General features: G+C 68.5%; 17 protein-coding genes. 5 read left to right on the forward strand and 12 right to left on the reverse strand.

From position 1 onward, the window contains the following. Positions 1-9 precede the first annotated feature (9 nt). From OVY01_RS07090 to OVY01_RS07120, 7 genes are all read right to left on the reverse strand, one after another. Entirely contained in the window at positions 10-1008 is a 999-nt protein-coding gene (locus OVY01_RS07090) for an asparaginase (RefSeq protein WP_267846684.1), read from the reverse strand. 192 nt (positions 1009-1200) lie between these two features. Continuing rightward, positions 1201-1986 (reverse strand): substrate-binding domain-containing protein, encoded by a 786-nt coding sequence (locus OVY01_RS07095; RefSeq protein ID WP_267846686.1) that lies wholly within the window; start codon positions 1984-1986, stop codon positions 1201-1203. Between the two features lie 187 nt (positions 1987-2173). Then, positions 2174-3826 (reverse strand): ABC transporter substrate-binding protein, encoded by a 1653-nt coding sequence (locus OVY01_RS07100; protein ID WP_267846687.1) that lies wholly within the window; start codon positions 3824-3826, stop codon positions 2174-2176. A gap of 176 nt (positions 3827-4002) precedes the next feature. Further along, positions 4003-4179: a CsbD family protein gene (locus OVY01_RS07105; protein ID WP_267846688.1), complete on the reverse strand. Its 177-nt coding sequence runs from the start codon at positions 4177-4179 to the stop codon at positions 4003-4005. A gap of 122 nt (positions 4180-4301) precedes the next feature. Next, entirely contained in the window at positions 4302-6575 is a 2274-nt protein-coding gene (locus OVY01_RS07110; RefSeq protein WP_267846689.1) for a xanthine dehydrogenase family protein molybdopterin-binding subunit, read from the reverse strand. Further along, positions 6572-7888: an MFS transporter gene (locus tag OVY01_RS07115; RefSeq protein ID WP_267846691.1), complete on the reverse strand. Its 1317-nt coding sequence runs from the start codon at positions 7886-7888 to the stop codon at positions 6572-6574. The genes OVY01_RS07110 and OVY01_RS07115 overlap by 4 nt, the downstream gene beginning before the upstream one ends. Positions 7889-8027: 139 nt before the next feature. Beyond that, a complete protein-coding gene (locus tag OVY01_RS07120) occupies positions 8028-9083 on the reverse strand; it encodes a 2,5-dihydroxypyridine 5,6-dioxygenase NicX family protein (protein ID WP_267846693.1) in 1056 nt (351 codons plus the stop codon). Positions 9084-9354: 271 nt separating this feature from the next. Between OVY01_RS07120 and OVY01_RS07125 the strand changes: the two genes are divergently transcribed. The 3 genes from OVY01_RS07125 to OVY01_RS07135 are packed head-to-tail and all read left to right on the forward strand — an operon-like array spanning position 9355 to position 13458. After that, positions 9355-10494, forward strand: a complete 1140-nt coding sequence (locus OVY01_RS07125; RefSeq protein WP_267846695.1) for an FAD-dependent monooxygenase — start codon at positions 9355-9357, stop codon at positions 10492-10494. Continuing rightward, positions 10491-11003 carry a (2Fe-2S)-binding protein gene (locus tag OVY01_RS07130; protein ID WP_267846697.1) on the forward strand — a complete coding sequence of 171 codons (513 nt, stop codon included), beginning with the start codon at positions 10491-10493 and terminating at the stop codon, positions 11001-11003. Before OVY01_RS07125 ends, OVY01_RS07130 begins: the two co-directional genes overlap by 4 nt. Beyond that, positions 10987-13458 (forward strand): cytochrome c, encoded by a 2472-nt coding sequence (locus OVY01_RS07135; RefSeq protein WP_267846699.1) that lies wholly within the window; start codon positions 10987-10989, stop codon positions 13456-13458. Before OVY01_RS07130 ends, OVY01_RS07135 begins: the two co-directional genes overlap by 17 nt. A 100-nt stretch (positions 13459-13558) precedes the next feature. Here OVY01_RS07135 and OVY01_RS07140 read toward each other — a convergent pair whose 3' ends face one another. The 4 genes from OVY01_RS07140 to OVY01_RS07155 form a co-directional block, all read right to left on the reverse strand. Further along, on the reverse strand, positions 13559-14029 hold the full coding sequence (locus OVY01_RS07140; protein ID WP_349293493.1) for a MarR family winged helix-turn-helix transcriptional regulator: 471 nt from the start codon (positions 14027-14029) through the stop codon (positions 13559-13561). Positions 14030-14107: 78 nt separating this feature from the next. Next, positions 14108-14923, reverse strand: coding sequence for an OBAP family protein (locus OVY01_RS07145; protein ID WP_267846701.1), 816 nt, complete (start codon positions 14921-14923; stop codon positions 14108-14110). A 129-nt stretch (positions 14924-15052) separates the two neighbouring features. Next, the gene (locus OVY01_RS07150) at positions 15053-17779 is read right to left on the reverse strand and encodes a M1 family metallopeptidase (protein WP_267846703.1); all 2727 of its coding nucleotides are present in this window, start codon (positions 17777-17779) and stop codon (positions 15053-15055) included. 152 nt (positions 17780-17931) lie between these two features. Next, a complete protein-coding gene (locus OVY01_RS07155; RefSeq protein ID WP_267846705.1) occupies positions 17932-19482 on the reverse strand; it encodes a methyl-accepting chemotaxis protein in 1551 nt (516 codons plus the stop codon). A gap of 196 nt (positions 19483-19678) precedes the next feature. Here OVY01_RS07155 and OVY01_RS07160 point away from each other — a divergent pair, with 196 nt between their 5' ends. Together OVY01_RS07160 and OVY01_RS07165 are read left to right on the forward strand one after the other, a co-directional pair. Next, entirely contained in the window at positions 19679-21298 is a 1620-nt protein-coding gene (locus OVY01_RS07160; RefSeq protein WP_267846706.1) for an AMP-binding protein, read from the forward strand. Further along, the gene (locus OVY01_RS07165; RefSeq protein ID WP_267846707.1) at positions 21280-22464 is read left to right on the forward strand and encodes a thiolase family protein; all 1185 of its coding nucleotides are present in this window, start codon (positions 21280-21282) and stop codon (positions 22462-22464) included. Before OVY01_RS07160 ends, OVY01_RS07165 begins: the two co-directional genes overlap by 19 nt. Here OVY01_RS07165 and OVY01_RS07170 read toward each other — a convergent pair whose 3' ends face one another. Beyond that, positions 22465-23157: a nitroreductase gene (locus tag OVY01_RS07170; RefSeq protein WP_267847700.1), complete on the reverse strand. Its 693-nt coding sequence runs from the start codon at positions 23155-23157 to the stop codon at positions 22465-22467. Between the last annotated feature and the right edge of the window lie 263 nt (positions 23158-23420).

The following is a 23420-nucleotide window of genomic DNA, read 5'->3' on the forward strand; positions in this document are numbered from 1 at the left end:
GAACGCGTGCTATTCCGGGATGAAATACGTCTCGATCGTCCGGATCGACGCGCCCGCCTGGATCGCCAGCGCCAGCAGCATCCGGGCCTTCTGCGGATTGTAGAATCCCGCGGCGATGCCTTCGCTGCGCGCGGAAACGAAACCCGCCCCGGTGCGCGAGGCGCGGACCACGGGGGTGCCCTCCGCCATGGCGCGATCGATCCGTCGCTCCATCGGCTTCGACACGGTGCTGTTGCCCGTGCCCGCCACGACGATACCGCGCGCGCCGCTGGCGATCGCATGATCGATATAGCCGGGGTCCTCGTCCTGGTGACTGTAGAGGATGTCCACGCGCGGCAATGCGGCAATGCCTCCGAGGTCGAAATACGGCAGTCCGCACACCGCCGCCGGCGCAAAGAAGAAGCGCGGCTGGATGCCGACGAAGACGCCCAGGTAGCCCGCGTCGTAGGAGCGGAACGCATCCACGGCCTGGCTATGGCCTTTCGAGGTGTAGAGTGCCGAGCCGATGCGGTCGTTCGACACGATCATCACGCCGCGGTGGCGCGCCGACGGGCTGATCGCGAGCGCGACCGCCTGCAGGAGATTGAGCGAACCATCCGCGCTGATCGCGCTGGCCGGGCGCATCGCGCCCACGACGATGACGGGCTTGGGGGTCTTGATGACCAGGTCGAGAAAGAGGGCGGTTTCCTCGGTGGTCGACGTGCCGTGCGTGATGACGATGCCGGCCACCGTCTCGTCCTCGGCATAGCCGCGCACCAGACGCGCGAGGTCGAGCAGATGGACGTTGGTGAGATCGGGACTCGCCACATTCAGGAATTGGCGCACCTCGACCCGGGCGACATCGGCGATTTCGGGAATCGCGTCGATCAGATCCTTGCCGCTGACCTGTCCCGGAATGTAATCGGTGGTGTCGGTCGAGGACGCGGACCTGCCCGCGATGGTGCCGCCGGTGGCGATGAGCATGACCTTGGGGCGTGCCGGAACCGGGTTTTCTTCTGTCTGTTGCATGGGATCCTGTTTTCGCGTGAACACGGAGGCGCTGTCCGCCGCGGCGCGATGGCGCAGCGGCGTACCGGCACAGCGCTCGGTGTCCCATCTTGCCATGGCCGATTTCCCCGCGCGACCGTGCGGCTGCCGACGGCGAAAACGCCGGTCGCGCAGGATCGTCACGGTGCGGCACCCCGCGCGCCCCGGTGGGCATCAGTGTCGCGCGGTGAGCGGATCCATTCCCGTCGCGGCGATCACCTTCGTTTCGCCCGGAGACGACATGAATTGCAGCAGGGCTTTCGCTTCGACGGGATGGGCGGCCGACACCGGAATGCCCGCCGCGTAGCGCGTCACCGATTGCAGGGACTCGGGGATCTTGCCCACCAGTTCGGTCCCCTTCACGGGCAGCAATTCGCTGACTTGCTGGAAGCCCAGTTGATACTCGCCATCGGCGACGACCGTGGCGACGGGGACGCGTGGAATCATTTTTGCCTTTCCCGCCACGCGGTCCTCGATGCCCATTTTCCGAAACAGTTCGTTGTGGATGTAGGTCCCGCTCGCGCTGTCTGAATACGCGATCGATTTCGCCGCCAGCAACGTCGCGCGCAACGCGTCGACCGAGCCGATGTCGGGTTTGGCCGCGCCGGTTTTCACCACCATGCCGATGCGCGAGTCGGCGAGTTCCACGCGCGAGCCGGCAATGACCTTGCCCTCCTTGATGAGCTGGTCGAGCGCGTACCCCACCATGATGACGACGTCCGCGGGTTCGCCTTGCGCCAGGCGTTGCGGAATGGCTTGTGGGGTGGCGCCCATCGACGGGCCCCAGGCGGTGACGACGTCATTGCCCGTCCGATGCTCGTAGACGGGCACCATGCGCTGGTAGGCCGGGGCGAAGCCGCCGGAAATCATGACGTGCAGGTCGACGGCTTGCGCTTTGGCGGCAAAGGCCAGGCAGCACGCAAGGAGCACGGGGCGCCGGGAAGGGCGAATCGAAATCATGGGCAGAAGCCTCTCGGATCGGTCGGGATGCGCTGACGCCGCAGGCGCGGCGGGGGACGAAAACCGTACCGCGCTTGTGGGGAAAAACACAGTGGGGAATTCACTACGCGGTTCCGCGAGCGTCATGCACGCTTGCCAATAGCGAGAGGCGCCGGGCGGTGAGGACGCCTGTCGCGCGTTATGCCGGTCATTTCACCGTCACGTCCTCGAAGCGGTGGCCGGCGACCGGGCTGATGGCGTAACCGTCGACGTTCTTCGCCATCGGCTGGTAGGTGTTCATATAGGCGATCGGCGTGTACGGCACCTCGCGCTTGAAGATCTGCTGCGCCTGCTGGTACAGCGCGATGCGGCGCTGGCGGTCGGTGGTCTGGCGCGCGGCGGCGGTCAGCTTGTCGAACTCGGGATTGCACCACTTCGCCACATTGCTGCCCTTGCGCGACGCGCAGCCCAGCACCGTGTCGAGCCAGTTGTCGGGGTCGGCATAATCCGCCATCCAGCCGTAGAGGATCGCGTCGTGCTCGCCGTCGACCTTCGCGCGCTTGTTGTATTCGCCCCATTCGTAGCTGACGATCTTCGCCTGTACACCGATCTTCGCCCAGTCGGCCTGGATCAGCTGTGCCATCAAGCGGGCATTCGGGTTGTAGCCGCGCTGTATCGGCATGGCCCACAGCGTGATCGAGAAGCCATTCGGAAAGCCCGCCTGGCGCAGCAGATCGCGCGCCTTGGCGAGGTCGAGCGGTGCATCCTTCAGATCCTTGTCATAGCCCCATTGCGTCGGCGGCATGGGCGCGGCGGCGATGGTGGCCTGCCCGCTGTAGACGGCCTTGAGGATGGCCTGCTTGTCGACCGCCATGTCCAGCGCGCGCCGCACCAGAAGACTGTCGAGCGGCTTGTGGGTGACGTTGTAGGCCACGTAGGCGATATTGAAGCCGGGCGCGCTCATGAGCTTCAACTGGGGGTTCTGGCGCACCGCATCGAGATCGATGGGACGCGGGAAGGCACTCATCTGGCACTCGCCGCTCGCCAGCTTGGCGATGCGCGTCGCGGGGTCCGGCGTGATCGAGAAGATCAGTTTCGGGATATGGATCCGGCCCTTGTTCCAGAAATCGGGATTCGCGTCGTAGCGGATCTGCGCGTCCTGGGTGAAGCGGCGCAGGATGAAGGGGCCGGTGCCCACCGGCTCGTCGTTCAGTTGTCCGGTCTTGCCCGCCTTCAGCAGCGCCTGCGCGTATTCGGCCGACTGGATCGACGCGAATTCCATCGCGATCTTGCTGAGGAAGGCGACATCCGGCTGGTTCAGGGTGATGCGCAGCGTCAGCGGATCGGGCGTGTCGACCCGGGCGATTTCCTTGTCGAAGCCGACATCCGCCGCGTACGAGAACAGGACCGGTGCCGCTTTCTGGAAGGCGTTGTCCGGGTTGATCATGCGATCGAGGGTGAAGGCCGCGTCGTCGGCGTTGAAGTCGCGCGTCGGCTTGAACCAGGCGGTTGTCTGAAACTTGACGCCCGGGCGCAGATGGAAGGTATAGGTCTTGCCGTCCGCGGAGATTTCCCAGGAGCGGGCGAGACCCGGCACGAGATCCGACGAACCGTGTTTGAATTCCACCAGGGTATCGAAGAGGACGTGCGCGCTGGCGTCGAAATCGGTACTGGTCGTCAGGCGCGCCGGGTCGAAGCCGCCGGGGTTGCCCTCGCTGCAATAGACCAGCGCTTTGGCCGGGGCCTGCGCGAAAGCGTCGGATGCCGTTCCCGGCAGAACGCCCGACAGCAGGCTGACGCCGGCGGCGGTCGCGAAGACGGACAGCCGGCGGACGGTGGGCTTCGAAATGCGTCGGATCATAGTGGGTGGCCTTTCACTCGCGGTCTTTGAAACGGTGATTATCGCCGACTCCGCGTCCCCGGCAGGGAAGACCGGCCATACGCGACGTCATGCGTTGAATCTCGCAAAGGCCGACCGAACAACGTAAAAAGGCGCCCGGGGGCGCCTTTCGCATGCGTGCTGCGGTCTTTCAGGACTTACTTCGCGTCCTTGAGGTTTTCCGCCGTGTCTCCAGCCGCTTTTTCGGTCTTGCCGGCAGCCTGCTGCAGATCGCCCTTGGCTTCCTGGGTCTTGTCCCCGGTTACCTTGCCGACGACTTCGTTGACCTTGCCCTTGACCTGGTCCTTGATGCCTTCCGTTTGTGCCTTGTTCATGTTCATCTCCTTTGTTTGAGGTACCTGCGTGCATCCATGTGTCCAGAATACCGGCGCCCGCCCGGCGCGAACAGGGTCGTTTGGCTGAATCGCGTGTAAGACGATGCTGACCCGCCTGCCGGTCAGGCGTCGTCGGGAACGGCCGTCGTCACGCCGGTGCGCGCCGCCTGCAACGTGGCGCGCACCGTTTCGGGCGTGAAGGGCGGGGCATAGAAGCGCACGCCCGTCGCATCGAACAGGGCGTTGGCGATCGCGGCCGGTGCGGGGACCGACGCCGATTCCCCGGCACCCATCGGCGGCTCGCCCTGGCGCGGCATCAGCAGCACGTCGATTTCCGGCAATTCGGGAAACGTCAGGATCGGGTAGCTGCCCCATTCGCGGGAGGCGACGATGCCGTCGGCGAAGCGCACGCTTTCCTTCAGGACGCGGCTCAGCGACTGGATGACGTTGCCGTGGATCTGATGACGCACGCCGTCCGGGTTGATCATCGTCCCCGTATCCTGACCAACGGTCACGCGCACCACGCGGATCGCGCCGGTTTCGCGGTCGACTTCGATGTCGACGATCCACGCGGCCCAGGCGGCGCCGAAGCCGGGGAAGCGGCTGTGGACATAGCGCGCATAGGACAGCCCGCGGCCGCGCACGATCCGCTCCCCGGTCTGTTCCGGATGGCGCGGCACCGCACCGGCCTGCCAGCCGGCGCGCCGCGCGGTGGCTTCCAGCAGTTCGCGCGCGCGCGGGTCTTCCAGGTGACGCAGGCGAAACGCAAGCGGATCGGCCCGCGCGAGCACGGCGAGTTCATCGAGGAAGGCGTCGTGGGCGAAGGAATTGGGCAGCGCGGAGACGCCGCGCAGCCAGGACGTGCGCACCAGCGGCGCGAGATCCTGGCAGACGAAGCGGGTGTGCGGGAAGGTGTAGGGCGTGACCGCGGTGCGGTCGCCCATCTCGAAAACACCCGCCCGCGCCGGTCGCGCGCCCGTGAGCAGCGTGGCCAGCAGCGGGGCGTCGTTCGACGGGTAGCGGGTTTCGAAGTCGTAGGCGACGGTGTCGCCCTGCGCCGAGACGCTGCCGGTCACGTCCATGACCTGACCGGCGCCCTTGGGCTCCCAGAGATGTTCGTCGGCGCGCGACAACTGCACGCGCACCGGGGCGCGCGCCGCGCGCGAGAGCAGCAGCGCGTCACCCGCGACGTCGTCGGCGCAGTTGCGCCCATAGCAGCCGGCGGCTTCCATCCGCACGATATCGATCTCGTCTTCGCCGCGCCCGCACAGCACGGACAGATCGTGGCGCAGCGATTGCGGGTTCTGCGTGCCGGACCAGACGGTGATGCGCTCGTCCCGATAATCCGCGAGCGCGCAGGACGGTCCGATGGATGCATGCATCTGGTATGGCCAGACGTAACGCCGCGTCAGGGTGGCGACCCCGGGCTGCCGCCCGGCGGCGGCGACATCCCCGCTCTGTTGCAGCAGCCGGGGCGTGGCGGGGGCGGTCTTGATCGCACGGGCCGGATCGCGCATGTCCGGCAGATGTGCCGCGGGATGCCAGCGCGCGCGCAGCATCTGCGCCGCGCGGACCGCCTGCTCCTCGCGTTCCGTCACGATGCCGATGAAGTCGCCGATGACGACCAGCGCGCGAAAACCCGGCAGACCCGCGACGCTGTCCCGGTCCACCGCGCGCAGCGAGCGCCCGACGCAGGGGCCGCTGTCGTGGCCGGCGTACGGCGGGCGCACGACGCGCCCGTGCAACATGCCCGGCACGCGCATGTCGTGGACGAACGTCAGCGCCCCGGTGGCTTTCGCGGGAAGATCCACGCGCGGCGTCGAACGTCCGACCGTGCGGTACAGCGCGGGATCCTTGACGGCGACGTCCTGATCGAGCGGCAGCGACACGCGGCGTCCGGCGAGCAGGGTGCCGAAGCCCAGACGCCGGCCGTCGTCGGCGAACGCGGCGCCCGCCTCGGTGCGGCAGCGGGCGGCGTCGACGCCGAAGCGCCGCGCCGCGAGCCCGAGCAGAATCTGCCGCGCCTGTGCCGCGGCCCGGCGCAGCGGCACCGCGCTGATCTGGATCGAGGCGCTGGCGATGGTCGGACCCTGGTTCGGCACTTCGCTCGCGTCGCCGAGGATCATCCGTACCTGCCCGGGCGGCACGTCGAGTTCCTCGGCGACGATCTGCGCGAGCGACGTGCGGATGCCGGTGCCCAGGTCGACGTGACCGTTGAACGCCAGGATGCGGCCATCGTCCAGCACCGCGATGAAGATTTCCGGCAGGTCCGGCACATAGGTCGAGTTGCTGCCGGGCTGGCCCGGCGTGGGAATGACCGGTGTCGGCGGCTGCCGGACGATGGTCAGGCAGCCGTCGCGGGCGAGCAGCGCGCGCCGCGTGAGCGGCTCGCTCACCGGTTGACGATCCGCTTCGGCATGGCAAGGGCCAGTGCGCAGCCGATCAGCATGCAGATGCCGAAGGTGATCAGGCCCGCGCTCATGCTGTGCGTCCGGTCCTTCATCCAGCCGAGCGCGTAGGTGCTGGCGAACCCGCCGAGATTGGCGATCGAGCAGGCGAAGGCGATGCCCGCCGCGGCCGCGGTGCCGCGCAGGAAGGTGGAGGGCAGGGCCCATACCACGGGCATGGCGGCCGCGACGCCGGCGTTGGCGATCGACAGCAGGATGACGGTGGCGGCGGTGCTGCCGCTGAAGAAGGTGCTGGCGATCAGGCCGAAAGCGGTGCAGGCGAACGGCACGACGATATGCCAGCGGCGCTCGCGGAAACGGTCGGAACTCGCGCCCGTGATCAGCATCATGACGATGGCGAGCGCGTTCGGGATCGCGGTCAGTATGCCGATTTCCAGCACGCTCTTGACGCCGGAGTCGCGGATGATGCTGGGCAGCCAGAAGCTGATCGCATAGGTGCCGAGCAGCACGCACAGATCGATCAGGCCGAGCGCCCAGACTTTCGGGTCGGTGAAGGCCGCACGCAGCGAATGGCGCTTGCCGTCCTGCGAATCGCGCGCGAGGTCGCGCTTCAGGCGCGTGCGTTCCGCGGCGTCGAGAAAGGGGGCGCTGTCGACCGTGTTCGGCAGATAGAAGAATACGGCGATGCCGAGCAGGATCGACGGCAGGGCTTCCAGCCCGAACAGCCATTGCCAGCCTTGCAGGCCATGCCGATCATTGAAGGCGGTCATGATCCAGCCCGACAGGGGGCCGCCAATCAGGCTCGACAGCGGCAGCCCCATCATGAACAGGGCGACCACCTTGCTGCGTCGCGCGTCGGGAAACCAGTGCGTGAGATAGAGCAGCACGCCGGGGAGAAACCCCGCTTCGGCGACGCCCAGCAGGAAGCGCAGCGCGTAGAACTGGCCGGGCGTCTTCACGAACATCGTGAGACCGGAGAGGATGCCCCAGGTGATCATGATCCGCGCGATCCAGATCTTCGCGCCGACCTTCTGCAGGACCAGATTGCTCGGGACCTCGAACAGGATGTAGCCGACGAAGAACAGGCCGCCGCCCAGGCCGTAGATGGTATCGCTGAAGCGCAGCGCACTCAGCATCTGCAGCTTCGCGATGCCGATATTGACCCGGTCCAGGTAGGCGGAAAAATAGCACAGGCAGAAGAAGGGGATGAGGCGCCATAGCAGCTTGCGGTAGAGCCGGTCGTTCGCCGTCAGTTCGATGCGGGACAATCCGGGGACGTCGCCATCGGTGGAGGTGGACATGTCGTTATCCTTCTGAATGGGGAGCGGGGAGGCACCGGACGGCGCGCCGGATCATCGGTAACGTACGCAACCAAAAACACGAGAGCAAACGGGACGGCACGGTATTTTACCCGCGCCCGCGGCGCCCGCCGACGCGGGATCACGCATGCGGCGTGGCGTCGTCCGGGGAGAGCACCACGCCACGCCGCACGACCGCTTCGCCATCGAGCAGCACATCGCAATGCCGCAGCGGGATGTCGATGTGGCAGGCCGTGGTGCGGGTGCCGCCGGCCTCGTTGTTCGGGCCGAGGGAGAACAGGAAGTTGCCGGCGAAGGCGCGGGCGTCCATGCCGATGGTGGACTCCCGATCGTACAGGCCGAGCGTCGACCAGCGCGCGCGGGGCTGGAGACCCCAGCCGATATGGGAGATCGCATATCCCTCGGGGTCGTCGAACGCGGCCATGTAATCGTTCAGCAGGTCCGCGTCGATGCCGCCCTCGATGCGGACCGCGTAGCCGTTCTCCACCGTCAGCACGATCGGCTCGGCGACATAGCGTTTCTGCGGCAGCAGGATATCGCCGCGATCGATGACGATGCGCCCGCTCGCCTGGCCGTCGTCGGGAAAGGTGAGCACGAAGCCGCTGGGCCAGTGGTCCCAGCGGCCCGGTTCGTCGACGAAACCGTATTCCGAGATCACCGGGAACTGCCCGAGCGGGCAGGTGAGATCGGTGCCGGCGGGCGAAGTCACGCGCATCTGGCGCGCCGCGCCGATGCGCGCGGCCGCGGCCGCGACGCGCGCCTTGTCGGCCAACGTGGGCACCAGACGGGCGAGAATCTCCGGCGGCTCCACCGCCAGCAGGATTTTCGTGCCGCCCTTGAGGATGTCGTGCTGTTCCGGCGAGAACAGCAGCGTCATCAGGTCGAGCACCAGATCGCTGGCCTTCAGCGCGGCGATCGCCGCATGGTTGCCGGTCAGCGGCGTGGTGCCCAGGTAGGCGAGCGCGTCCCGGCTCAGTGCCTTGTCGCCATTGACCGGGAGCAGATCCAGGCGGTTGACGATCGCCCCCATCGACTGGCTGGCGATCAGCGCGGTGGCGAGCGTCTGCGGATGCGAGGCGGCGCCGGTCAGGATGGTGACGGTCTGACCCGCCTGCAGGTTCGACAGCGTCAGGACCCGTTTCCAGGCGTCGATCATTTCGTAATCGCTGATGGACATGCGCTTTTCCGATGAGGGGATACCGATGCCGGAGTGTTTCGATCATAGTGTACACATTGGATTTTCAAAATAAATTCGCCCTGTTTCGATGCGTATTCTCGATATTTTTTAGGGTGACGATCGGTTGGAGAATTGCATGACCCCTGCGGCTGCGACAGTGGAAAGGCCATGCCAAATTTTTATTTTTCACAAAAATTGGAATGTGTACACTCGAATAAAGAGAGGGGTCGCCGGCGTTCTGCCGGGCCCGCTTCCGTTCTGGAGAGTGCATATGAAGAAGCCCCGCATCGCGGTCATCGGCGCCGGCCTGGGCGGCGTGGCCGCCACGGCCTTGCTGCTGCGCTCGGGCTATTCGGTCCGCCTGTACGAACAGGCGCCGTCGTTCTCGCGGATCGGGGCGGGGATTCACGTCGGCCCGAACGTGATGAAGATCCTGCGACGCATCGGCATCGAGGACGCGATGAACCGCATGGGATCGCACGCGGACGCCTGGTGCAGCCGCGATGGCCGCACCGGCGAGCTCATCGCCCGTGTGCCGCTGGGCGATTTCGCGGTCAAGGAATATGGCGCATCGTATCTGACGGTGCATCGCGGCGATTTCCACGCTCTGATGATCGACGCGTTGCCGCCGGGAACGGTGCAGTTCGACAAATGCCTGAGCCATATCGACGATACCAGCGGCGAGGACGGCGGCGGCGAGGTCCGGCTGACCTTCGCCGACGGCACCGTCGAGACGGCCGACATCGCCATCGGCGCGGACGGCGTGAACTCCCGGATGCGCGAGCATCTGCTGGGCGCGGAACCGCCGATCTATACCGGGCTGGTCGCGCACCGCGCGGTGTTGCCCGCGGCGTTGCTGGGCGACACACCCTTCGATCTGTGCGCGAAGTGGTGGTCCGAGGACCGTCACATGATGGTCTATTACGTGACGGGGAAAAAGGACGAGATCTACTACGTCACGGGCGTGCCCGCGCCGGACTGGCCGCAGGGACAATCGATGCTGCCGAGCAGCCGCGAAGAAATGCGCGAGGCGTTCGACGGGTATCACCCCGCGGTGCAGAAGCTGATCGACGCGACGCCCGAGGTGACGAAATGGCCGCTGCTGGAACGCAACCCCCTGCCGCTCTGGAGCCGGGGCCGGCTGGTTTTGCTGGGCGACGCCTGCCATCCGATGAAGCCGCACATGGCGCAGGGCGCGGCGATGGCGATCGAGGATGCGGCGATGCTGACGCGTTGTCTCGACGAAGCGGGTGCCGACGATCCGGCGACTGCCTTCGCGCTCTACGAAGCGAACCGGGCGGAGCGCGCCTCGCGCGTGCAGAAGGTCTCGCACGACAATACCTGGCTGCGCACGAACGAGGATCCGGCCTGGGTGTTCGCCTACGACGTGTTCGACGTGCCCCTGCGATGACGGCGCCCGCGCCGCCGCGTCCCCTGGAAAGCGAATCGCTGACGCTGACGGTGAATGGCGCGACGCGGACGATCGAGGCGGCGCGCGACACGCCCTTGCTGTACATATTGAGAAACGATTTCGCGCTGAACGGTCCCAAGTACGGTTGCGGACTCGGGCAGTGCGGTGCCTGCACGGTGCTGCTCGCCGGCGGCGCGGCGCGCTCCTGCGTCGTGCCGGTTGCCGCGGCGGTGGGTCGCGAGACGCTCACGCTGGAAGGGCTGGGCGACGCCGCCGCGCCGCATCCGATTCAGCGCGCCTTCATCGAGGAACAGGCCGCGCAGTGCGGCTATTGCCTCAATGGCATGATCATGAGCACCAAGGTCCTGCTGGACCGCCACCCCGCGCCGAGCGATGACCGGATCCGCGAAGCGTTGCGCTTCAATTATTGCCGCTGCGGCACGCACGTCGAGATCATGCGGGCGGTGCGTCGCGCGGCGGTGTATGTGAAACATGCGCGCGAAAGCTGAGGCGGGCAAGGGCGTGGGTACCGATGTGGGTGCCGACGTGGGTGCCGACGTGGGTACCGATGCGGCATCGCCCTTGGCAGCCGCGTCCGAACCGGTGCGAGTGCTGCCGCATCGGGCGTGCTACAGCTGGCCGCTGAACGCCGGCACCGTCGCGCCGCGGGCGCGGCTCGACGGTGCCGCGTCGCTCGACGCCGCCGGGCGACTCGCGCTCTGGCGCTACGCGGCGCGGGCATCGCCGCACGCCGTGCCCGGCGCCGCCAGCGCCGCAATCCGGCCGGAGATGCCGTACGGACCGCGGCGCATCGAGACGCTGATCGATGACGCCGCGGGCGCCATCCCTGCCGTCGCGCATGTTTTCGCGCGGGAATCCTTGGTCGACGAGATCGCGCGCGATGGTAGGCGTGACCCCCTGGCATTCCGGCGCGCGCATCTGGACGCGGCACGCGACGGTGGCGGCTCGGCATTGGTCGACGCGCTCGCGGAACGTGCCGTGTGGCGGCCGCGATCCCAGCCGCCCCGCCCGTTTGACGCACGGGTGACGCGGGGCCGCGGCTTTGCTTTCGACAAGCGCGCGCCGCGCCCGGGCGAAGCGGACTGCCCGGTGTATTCCGGGTGGATCGTCGACGTCGAAGTGGATGGCGCGAGCGGCGGCATCGCCGTGACGCGCGTGGTCGCGGGGCAGGCGCGCGGGCATATCGACGGGAGCGGCATCGAAGGGATCGGCGCGGCGCGCATCGCGCGGGCGGCGTCGCGATTGCTCGGGCGCACCGTGGCGTATGTGCCCGCGCATGACGAAACCGCCGGTCCCGCGGCGCTCGCGTATCGCGCGTCCGGCGCCGTCGTGCAAGCCGTGAAGAGCGCGATGCAGGCAAAGGTCGAGACAGGGGACGCGGTGGTGAACGCCGGTCCGGCGCCGGAAATCGACGCAGCAAGCGACGCAAGCGACGCCGCGCCCGCCGCCGCGGCGATCGCCAACGCGCTGTACGACGCGACCGGTGTCCGGTTTCGCGATCCGCCCTTCACCCCGGAGCGGGTGCGCGCGGTTCTGAACGACGCCGTTCCGGCGCGCGGTGGCCCTTTCGCGGGTCCGCGCGACCGCGGCGCCAGCATGCGCCTCGCTACGCGCCGCAGTCTGGCCTGGCTGGCGGCGGGTGCCAGCGCGCTGGCGGCCGTGCTCGGTACGGCCTGGCCGGTACGCGCGCCGCTGCCGCTCATCGAGCGGCCCGATCCGGCGACCTGGTCCGCGGCGACGCTCGCACGGGGACGCGCCGTCGCCGCCGCCGGGGACTGCGCGGTCTGTCACACCGCGCCGGGCGGGGTCGAGAACGCCGGCGGTCTGGGCATCGCGACGCCCTTCGGCACGGTCTATTCGACGAATCTGACGCCGGACGTCGTCCACGGCATCGGCGGCTGGTCGTTCGCCGCTTTCGAGCGCGCCATGCGGCAGGGGATTTCGCGGGACGGACGGCATCTGTACCCGGCGTTCCCCTACACGGCTTTCGCCAGGCTGAGCGAAGCCGACATGACCGCCTTGTACGCATACCTGATGGCGCGGCCCGCGGTACCGGTGCCGGCACCGGCGACCCGGCTGCGGTTTCCGTTCAATCGGCGTGCGCTGCTGGCCGGCTGGAACGCGCTCTACCTGAGGCCGGGTGCCTATCGGCCCGATCCCGCGCGCGCCGCCGAGTGGAATCGCGGCCGCTATCTGGTGGAGGGCGCCGGGCATTGCGCCGCCTGCCATTCCCCACGCAACGCGCTGGGTGCGGAACTGGGCGGCGCCCGTCATCTGTCCGGCGGCGTCGTCGATGGCTGGACGGCCCCGTCGCTCGTGGCGAATGCAACGTCGCGGCTGCCCTGGACCGAGACGGCATTGTTCGACTATCTGAGCACGGGCTTTTCCCGCGAACACGGCGTCGCGGCGGGGCCGATGGCGCCGGTGGTCGCGGGTCTCGCCACCTTGCCGGCGGCGGATGTCCGGGCGATGGCGCACTATCTGGCGTCTTTGCGCGCGCCGCCGCATGAGCAGGCACATGAGCAGGCACATGAGCAAGCGCATGAGCAAGCGCATGAGCAAGCGCATGAGCAAGCGCATGAGCGGGACGATCCGGCGATCCGTCTGCGTGGGCTGGAAACCGGCCAGCGGATTTTCGAGGGGGCGTGCGCGGTGTGTCACGCCGATGCCGGCGGCGTGGGAAATTTCGGCGTGCGGCCGCTGATGTCGCGCAATACCAGCGTCGCCGAACGTACCCCCGACAATCTGCTCCGCGTGATCCAGGCAGGGATCGCCGCGCCGGCAACGGACGCGTTGGGCTATATGCCCGGCTTCCGGGACGTGTTCGACGACCGGCAGGTCGCGGCGCTGGGCGCCTATCTGCGCGCCCGTTTCGCGCCGGCGGAACCCGCGTGGCCGGACCTCGCGGCCACGTCCGCGCGTATCCGCAGAATGCCGCATTGACCGACACCGCGCGCGACGCACATCGTATCGAGAGGTGCGCCTCGCTGTTTGGCGCACATCGTCGGTTCCCCGGTCCGCAAGCCCGAGGGTGCCAACCTTTCTAGGATTGCTCGGTGCGCATCATCGCGCGCAGCAGGAAATCGAGCGCGACGCGTTCGCCCGGGTTCAGCGAACCGAAGGTCTGCTCCGTCACGTCCCGCGCGAATGGAATGGTCCGGTCGGTGAGCGCCCGGCCCTTGCCGGTCGCGCGCACGATCAGTTTGCGCCTGTCCCCGGGATCGGCCGACACGGAAACCAGCGACCGTTTCTTGAGGCGTTCCACCACGCCGCGGATGGTCGCCTGATCGATGGCGGTCGCCTTGACGATATCGTTCAATGAACACGCATCCTGCTTGCGGATCGCGCACAGCGTGACGAATTGGGCGGCCGTCAGTTCGGAATCGGGAATCGCTGCCTGAAAAAGCGCGATATGCCGCTGATAAGCACGTCTGAGAAGGTGGCCAATCTGGTCCGAGAACACGTAATCGTCGCTGTTCCGAATCTTGGCGGGCGAGGGAGGGGGCGTCGGCACAAGAAAAAATTGTAGTGTATACGTTATTTCACGCGCCACGCCGTCGCGGGCAGGGCGACCCCGCCCGCGCGATGCGGATCAGGTTTTCTTCAGATTTTTGACCGGCACCTCGATCAAGGTCAGTTGCACGGTCTTGCCGCTTTGCCAGGCGTTCGCGCCGGGGTCGACCGTCGGCATCGGAATATCCGCCCGGTTCTTCTTCTGTGCCGCGGCGCTGACGTGAAAGCGCTCGTCGCGATTCTGCACCATGGCCGGATTCGCCTGTCCATCCTGCGTGAACCCCATCATCAGTTGCGGGATGCCGAACGGAAAAGTTTTGTCCCGGTCGATCTGCCAGGTGTGCCAGGTCTTGCCATAGGTGGTGACCAGATCCTTCATGAACGCATGCTCGGCGAGGTCGGGCACGCGCGGTGCCACCAGTTCGCCCGATTTCACCTCATAGTGATGGCTGTGCCACAGGCGCTTTTCCTCGGCGGGCAGGGTCTTGAACACCCGCTCGCTGACGATGTACTCGATGCCGATGAGCTTGGCGTGCGCGTGGTTCGCGTCATAGATCACGCACTGGTGGAAATCCTCGCTCAGGTGCGTGCAGAAGTGGTTCGCCTCCACCTGGCGACCCATGTCGTCGGCGTAGAAATGGAAGCCGTTCAGGTATTCGCTCATCGCGTCGATGGGTTTCTTGCTTTGCAGCGCGTCCGCTCCGGTGTCGAGCATCTTGCTGTGCAGGGACGTTGGCCCGGACGTCGACGCCGCCGGCAGCGGCGCGGCGGGCGTTTGCTGTGCCCCCGCCAGTCTGGAAAACAGACCCGCGAGGGGCAGGGCCAGCGCGCTCTTGACGAGCGTCGTGTTGAAACGGCGGCGGCAAACGCAGTCGTCGGTGTGATCGTCTGACATGGTCTCTCCTTATGCTGTGCGGACAAGGGAGGGCCGAGCGCTGTCGCGTCCGGCGCTTCCCTCACGCCGGACGCGCAAGTTCCGCACCCACGCGCGCCCGGCGTCGGCGACCGGGCCAGGCGGGCCGTGCTACTCGGCCGTCATCTTCGCGACCAGCGCGGCGCATGAACCGATCTGCTCCTGCACCTTGCGCACCGAACGGGCCAGACCGGCGGACGGCGCGACGGACGCGCCGTTGAACTGCGCACCCACGCGCGCCGCGTCCTCGGCGGTGCAGCCCCGCGCGCCGAAGAGCTGGGGCAGGCGCAGCGTCATCCACCCGTCGCTGCGTTTCGCGACCGCGTCGGCGTGCGCCGTGTACCAGCTCCAGATCGCGGCGTTGCTGGCCGGACCGGCATCCGTGTTGCGCAGCAGCTGGGCAAGTTCGCCGGTCTTCACGCGCGGATCGAGCATGAGGTCCATCACCCGGTTCGCGTGTTCCGAGGGCACCGCGGCACCGAGCGCATGCAGCAGGCTCAGACGCTGGGCGGCATCCGTCACCGTGCCGAGCGCGTCGGCAAGCGGCGTGATCGCCGCGTCGCCGCGTTCCTGCACGGCGACCGCGAGCACGACGTCGCGGGTATTGGCGTCGAGCGCGGCGAGATCCGGATGGCCGTCGACGGGGTGCGCGAAGGCCGGGTCGCTTTGTGCCAGCAACGCCTGCCGGACTTCCGGCACCTTGAGATCGAGCGCGAAAAAGCCCAGCAAGGTGGCGCGCAGCAATGCGTCGTCCTCGCTGTCCTGCGGGCGCGCGGCATAGCCGAGCCGGGTCATCGCCGGCATCCAGGCCTGGATCGCCACGTCACGGACATGGGCGCGCTGCGCGTCGCCGGCGGCATGCAGATACAGCCAGCTCGCGCTGCCCATCAGCGCGGTCGATACCTGCCGCGTGGGCGAGGCGGCCAGCGCGGCGGCGGTCTCCAGCACCACTGCCGAAGGCAGGTCGCCGCGCTGGAAACCGGCCGCGATCGCGCGGGCGTAGGCGAGTTTTTCCAGATCGCTCAAGGCCGCCAGGTGATCGTGCAGCCGGTGGCGGTCGTCGTCGGCCTGCTCGAACTGGTAGTAGCCGGCGGCATCGGCGTTCGGCATGTACCAGCTCGACGCGTTCGCGCCGTCGAGCACGATGCTGCCTTGCGCGTCGCTCACGAGTTCGCACTTCGTCTTCGACGTCGTTCCGGAAGCGTCGCCGACCCCGTAGCGCACGCATACGGGCAGGCCCCAGACGCGTCGCGCGTCCGCGTTCGAGCCCAGCGGCAGATAGCGTTGCTGCGTGACGTTCAGCATGACCTGGCCGTCGCGCGTGACGAGCCGGGTGGTCAGCAGCGGCACGCCGGGTTGGTCGATGAAGCTGCGGAACGCCGCGCCGTAGCGCTCGCCGTAGGGCGTCTGCGCCTGTATCGCCGAGATCAGGTCGGCGGCGCCCGCGGTGGAAAACGCATGGGCCTTCAGATACTGGCGCACGCCGTCGCGAAACGGCGTTTCGCCGGCCAGCTTCTCGAACATGCGCAGAACGGCGGCGCCTTTTTGATAGGTGATGCCGTCGAAGGCGCTGTCGATGTCGCTGTTGTCGGTGATCGGTTGGCGGATCTGGCGCGCGGCCGCCAGGCTGTCCTCGCTCATCGCCCGGGCGGTGCCGGCCATGTCGTCGAGCGCGATCCGGTATTCGGGATGAACCTGTTCGGTGATCTTGCTCTGCATCCAGGTCGCGAACGCTTCGTTGAGCCACAGGTCGTCCCACCAGGCCATGGTGACGGTATCGCCGTTCCACTGGTGCGACAGCTCGTGGGCGACGGTCACGAAGGAGTCGCGCAGCAGACCCTTCGGCGTGTTGGCGTCGGACAGCAGCAGGAAATCGCGGAAGGTGACGAGACCGGGGTTTTCCATCGCGCCGGCGCTGAAATCGGGCGCGGCGAGCAGCGCGATCTTGCCGAACGGATAGCCGAACGCGAAATAGTTTTCAAGACTGGCGATGATGGCCGGGGTCTCGCCGAGGATGTGGTCGATCCGCGCGCCTTCGCCCGCGGTCGTCACGCCCTGCAGCGGGATCGGCGCGGACCGCCACGGCGACGGCGCGATCGTCGGCCCGCGCACCAGGTCCCACGGTCCCACCGCGAAGGCGACGAGGTAGGTCGGTAGCGGCCGGGTGGGCGCGAAGGTGACCTCGCGCCAGCCCGTCTGCGGCGCGCGCTCGGCGATCTCCGGCGTGTTGGCGATGATGCGTTCCCGCGCGGGCGCCGCGATGGTGAGGGTGTACGGCGTCTTGAAACGCGGCTCGTCGAAGCTCGGGAACACGTTGCGGGCGCTGATCGATTCCATCTGCGTCATCGCGTACGAGTGGCCGGCGAAATCAACGCGGTACAGGCCGTCCAGGCCTTTCTCGAGCGGTGCGGAATAGGCGAAGCGCAGGGTGAAGCGGCCGGCCGGCATCAGCCGCGGGAAGTGCACTTCGGCGACGCCCTGGCTGGCGTTGGCGTTCGTCAGCGTAACGGCGGTGCGTTTGCCGGCGGCGTCGGTGAGCGTGGCCGAATGGACATCGAGCTTGCTGGCGTGCAGCCAGAGGTGATCGGCCGGGCGCCGTAGATCGAGCGCGATGGTGGTCGTGCCGTCGAAACGCGCGGCGTGCGGATCGATACGGAAGTCGAGCTTGTACGACAGCGGCGCCGCCCAGTCGGGGAGCTGGCCCAGCGGCGGGCTGTCGTCGGGCGTGGCCGCGCCGGCGGCCTGCGCGGCGAGCGTCAGCAACGCCGCACCGATGAAACGGGTGCGCGAAGAAAGAGGGAACGATGGTTTGCAGCGCGAAGTGTCGACAGCGGTCATGGAAAGGGCAGGGGCCGGGCTGAGGTGGGCCCGATTGTACAGGCCGAAATCTCCGGAAAGAAATGCCGTGCTTACGGGTTTTCCCTAGTCCGTCGCGCTGCCGTCCTGTTCTGTCTCCCACGTCCCGCTTCCCGCTTTCCTCGCTCGCGGCCCTATCTCACGGTGAAGGCGGAGACCGCGGCCACCATCCGGCCCGCCTGCTGCTCCAGCGAACTGGCCGCCGCCGACGCCTGCTCGACCAGCGCGGCGTTCTGCTGCGTGACCTGATCCATCTGCCGCACGGCCAGACCGACCTGATCGATGCCGGTGCTCTGCTCGACGGTGGCGGCCGTGATGTCGTTCATCAACGTGGCGACCTTGCCGATCGCGCCGACGATCTCGGTCATGGTGCCGCCCGCCTGGGCGACGAGGCCGTTGCCCTGGTGGACGTCGCGCACGGACGTATCGATCAGCGTCTTGATGTCCTTCGCGGCGCTGGCGCTGCGCTGCGCCAGGCCCCGTACCTCGCTGGCCACCACGGCGAAACCGCGGCCATGCTCGCCGGCACGCGCGGCCTCCACCGCGGCGTTGAGCGCCAGGATATTGGTCTGAAAGGCGATGCTGTCGATGAGACCGGTGATGTCGGCGATCTTGCTCGAGCTGGACTGGATCGCGTCCATCGTGGCGATCGCACGCCCGACGACGTCGCCGCCGCGGTGCGCGATGTCGGAGGCGGCCAGCGCCAGGGCGCTCGCTTCGCGGGCGTTGTCGGCGTTCGCTTTGACCGTGGACGTCAGTTCCTGCATGCTGGCGGACGTTTGCTCCAGCGCCGCGGACTGTTCCTCGGTGCGGCTCGCCAGGTCCGCGTTGCCCGCGGCGATCTCGCGCGCGCCGGTATCGATCGCCTGCGAATTCGTCCGCACGTTCATGACCGTCGCCGTCAACTCGTGCTGCATGTGCGTCATGGCCTGCAGCAATTGCCCGATCTCGTTGCGTCCGGCCGGCGGGACGACGCTCGTCAGGTCGCCCGATGCGATTTCGTCGAGGGTGCGCACGGCGCCTTCCAGGGGTCGGATGAGAAGACGGCGCAACGCGAGATGCGTCGTCAACGTCAGGGCCAGCGCCGCCAGCACGCCGACGATGACCAGGCCCAGGACCCAGGCATGCTCGCGCTGGCTGGCCGCGATGTCGTCGCGCATCAGGGCTTCGCCAGACTTCTGAAATGCTTCGACGCTCTCCCCGTACTGCATGCCGCCCCGGATCACTTCGGCGTCGTTGATGCGCACGTAGGCAGCCGTATCGCCCTTGTCGAGTGCCTGGATGGCATGCAGCAGCGCGTCGTGCATTTTGGCGCCGGCGTCGACGATCGCCTGCCGGATGGCCTCGTCGCGTCCCGGAAAGGCGGCGGCATCATGGAACGCCTGGCCCGTGGCGACGCCGCGCGCGAAGCTTTTCCGCGCGCTGTCGAGCGCCGAGTCGCGGCCCGACGTGTCGTTGCGTTCCTTCAGGGCCGCGTACGCGCGGGTCAGCGCCGAGCGCACCCGGGTGGTTTCCTTGTAGCCGTCGTTGACGAGCAATTCCTGCCGGGCAATGTCATACAGGCGGGTGGCGCCGTCGTTGGCGCGGCCCAGCGCCACGACGCCGATGCAGGCACCGAAGACGATCATGGCCGCGAACGCGGCGAGCACCATCAGGAGGCTGGATCGGATCGTGAGATTTTGCATGGTGGCGTTCGGGGTCATTGTTGACCCTGTAACGACCGCCTGGCCGGAAACTTGAAATTTTGTTATTTCGGGAGCCGGACGGGATGCGCGTCGGCCTTCCGCGTCCGCATCTTATAATGAGCGCCCGATCCGGCCCGCGGCTGGCGGTCCCGCCCGGGCCCGTCGGCGGCGGGGGCGGGCGCATACGGACAGACGCATGACCCTCCCACCGCACGGTCTTTCCCTCCCGGCGCCGCATCCCACGGGGCCGACGGCGGCATCGACATCGACATCGACGCCATCCGGCCTGCCCGCAGCAGCCGGCGTGTCCGGCATTGCGGCGGATTTCGGCACGCTCGACGCACCGCTCGCGCACTGGGCCGCCTGCCGTCCGGCGGCGATCGCGCTCGACGACGGCGACAGCCGGATGAGCTTCGCCGCGCTCGCGCAGGCAGTGGCGCAGGGCGCGGCAGAGCTGGACGCCGCACGCGCGCCGGCATCGGTGTGGCTCGATGCGGTGGCGGCGTGGCGTGGTGCGGCGCACGGCGCGCCGGCTCCGGCCGCAAGCCGGGATCCGCAGGCGGATGTCGGGCTGGTCGGGCGTCTGCGCGATTTTCTCGCGATCGTCGCGAGCGGGCGCGCGGCGGCGGTCGGCGACGCGGACTGGCCGCCGGGCGTGCGCGAACGGCTGGTCGACGTGCTCGACCCTGCGCGCGTGACCATGCCGCCGCCGGGGCCCGGCAGCCCGTTCTACATCGGCTTCACGTCGGGCAGCACGGGGGTGCCGAAAGGTTTTCGGCGCGATCACCGGTCCTGGGCCGAGAGCTTTCGGGTCGCGCTCGACGAATTCGGGGCGGGTGCGCGGGCGCGGGTCTTCTGCCCCGGGCGTCTGTCCCACTCGCTGTTCCTGTTCGGCGCGCTGCTGGGGGTATGGACCGGCGCCGGGGTGCGCCTGCAGGCGCGCTTCTCGGCCGGGCGCGCGCTGGCGCTGCTGCGCGACGGCGAGCATTGCATGGTGGCGGTGCCCAGCCAGTTGCTGCTGATGCTGGAATTGGCCGCGCGCCGCGCCGTCGCGCCGCTGCCGGGCGTGCGACTGATCATGATCAGCGGCGCGCGCTGGATGCGCGAACGCACGCCGGCGCTGCGCGCGCTGTTTCCGAACGCGCGTCTGGTCGAGTTCTACGGTGCGTCGGAAACGAGCTTCGTGGCGTGGACCGATGCCGATCCGGCGCTGCCGGGCGCCGTGGTCGGACGGCCGTTCGCGAATGTCGAGATCGCGATTCGCGACGCCCGCGGAGCGGACGTGCCGCCGGGCGCGCCGGGCCTGATCCATGTACGCAGTCCGATGCTGTTTCGCGACTATGTCGGCGCCGGCGCGGACGACACGGCGGCGTTGCGCGACGGGCCGTGGCTGTCGGTGCGGGACGTCGGTCGTATCGATGCGCAGGGCCGGTTGTGCCTGATCGGACGGGAGAAACGCATGATCGTCACGCAAGGCAGGAATCTGTTCCCCGAGGAGGTCGAGCAGGTGCTGCTGACGCATCCGGCGCTGGTCGACGCGTCGGTGCAGCCGCAACACGATCCGCTGCGCGGCACGCGGGTGGTCGCCGTCGTGCGTTTCGCGCCCGGCGCCCACGCCACCCGGCGCGCGCTGGCCGCCTGGTGCGGGGCGCGGCTCGAAACCTACAAGGTGCCGCGCCGCCTGTGGCGCTGCGATGCGTGGCCCCTGACCGCGAGCGGCAAGACCGACCATCCGGCACTGGCGCGGGCGCTGGCCGGCGCGCACGCGAGCGATGCAAATGATGCAAATGATGCGCGATGGCTGATACCGATCTGATCGTCCTCGGCTGGGCGCGCAGCGCGATCGCGCCCGTGGGCGGCGCGCTCGCGGGCTGCGTGCCGCACGAACTCGGCGCGCCGGTGGTGCGGGCGCTGCTGGCGCGGTGCGGCGTGCGGGCCGACCAGGTCGATGCGCTGGTCGCCGGCAACGCGCTGGGCGCGGGCGGAAATCCCGCGCGCATGGTGGCGCTGGCCGCGGGTCTGCCCGATGGCTGTGCCGCGTTGAGTGTGGATACGCAATGCTGTGCCGGCCTGGACGCGGTCGGCATGGCGGCCGGCCTGCTCGCCACGGGCGGGGCGTCGGTGGTGGTGGCGGGCGGCGTGGAGGCCTGGAGCCGGGCGCCGCTCAGACTGCACCGGCCGCTGCGGCCGGACGATGCGCCGCTGCCCTATGCGCGTCCGGCCTTTGCGCCCGATCCCGCGCGGGATCCGGACCTGCTCGCTGCCGCGGCGGACTATGCCTGCGCGCACCGGCTCGCGCGCCGCCGTCAGGACGCGTTCGCAATGCTGAGCCACGCCCGCACGCTCGACGCACGCGCGGCGCTGGCCGGGGAGATCGTGCCGGTGGCGGGATTGTGCGCCGACAGTTATGCGCGTCGGCTCGATGAAACGCGGGTCGCGCGTCTGCCGCTTGCGACCGCGCAGGCACGCGCCGCCGGGCGCGGCCAGGGCGGCGCCCCCGCTGCGTCCGACTACGGCCAGAGCCGGCTCGCGGTCGCCCCCCAGGCGGATGGCGCGGCCTTCGTGGTGCTGACCACGCGTGCCGCCGCTCGCCAGGCCGGTTGGTGCGCGCGGGCGATGTGGCGCGGCGGCGTCGCGCTTGGCGTGGCGCCGGAGCAGCCGATGCTGGCGGCCGAGGCCGCCGCCCGGCGCCTCTTGCAGCGGCACGGCCGACGCATCGGGGACCTGGCGGTGCTCGAACTGCACGATGCGTTCGCCGCGCAAGCGCTGGCCTTCGCCGATGCCTTCGGCATCGCGCCGGAACGGCTCAACCGGCGCGGCGGCGGACTCGGGCGCGGGCATCCGATCGGCGCATCGGGCGCGGTCAGCCTGGTGCGGTTGCTGGCCGATCTCGACCGCGATGAAGCGCCCGGCGCGCTCGGCCTCGTGGCGGTGGCGGGTGCCGGCGGCATCGGCAGCGCGGCCCTGCTCGAACGCGTCTGATCATTCCTCGCCGCCGAGGGTCGTGAAGAATTCGCCGACCGGCACGCGCGTGGTCCGGCAGGCATTGTCCGGCGCGTCCGGATCGGCGTAGCCCAGCGCCAGCCCACAGACCAGATGGCGGCTTTCGGGCAGACCGAGCTGCGCGCGGATCAGGCGCGGATAGTGCGCCAGCGCGCCGATCGCGCAACTGCCCAGCCCCGCGGCGCTGGCGGCAAGCATCAACGCATGCAGTAGCATTCCCAGATCCATATAGCCGCCCGCGCCCAGGCGCGCATCGATGGTCACCAGCAACGCCACCGGCGCGTCAAAGAAATCGAAGTTGCGTTCGAAATGCCGAGCGCGCGCCGCGCGGTCTTCCCGCGCGATGCCCAGCGCGCCGTACAGGGCCTGCGCCGCGGCGACCTGACGGCGGCGCAGCGCGTGCGGCATCGGTTCGGGAAAATACCGGTAGTCCTCGCTTTCCTGGCGCCCGTCACGGTGCGCGTCGCGCAGCGCGGCGCCGAGCCGCGCGCGCGTGGCACCCACCACGCGGATGAATTCCCCGGGTTGCAGATTGGCGCCGCTGGGGGCGCGCCGCGCCACGTCGAGCAGATGTTCGAGCAGGCCGTCCGGCAGCGGCCGGTCCAGGAAGCGGCGGATCGAGCGGCGCGCGAGCAGGGGATGGCCGGCGTCGATGCGCGCATGCGGCGGGATGTCAGGTGTCGGGGCGTTCAAGGGCGGCGGCACGATGGCGATGATCCACGAAAGAAGTACCCCATTTTCTGCAAGCGAAAAACAAGATTTCCCCAAATTATGTGTAACGTGTTGATAAATGGCCTCTTTTTTTGACGCTTTCGAAGCGCCTCGTTATCATGAAAAGAATGAAGCGTCGAGTCAACAGGTCGCCGGAGATGCGGTCGACGGGCGGGGAAATCACAGTGGCAGTGCTGCATGAGAGTTTGCTGGACCGTTTGAAA

This window comes from Robbsia betulipollinis, from assembly GCF_026624755.1.
Lineage (GTDB): Bacteria > Pseudomonadota > Gammaproteobacteria > Burkholderiales > Burkholderiaceae > Robbsia > Robbsia betulipollinis.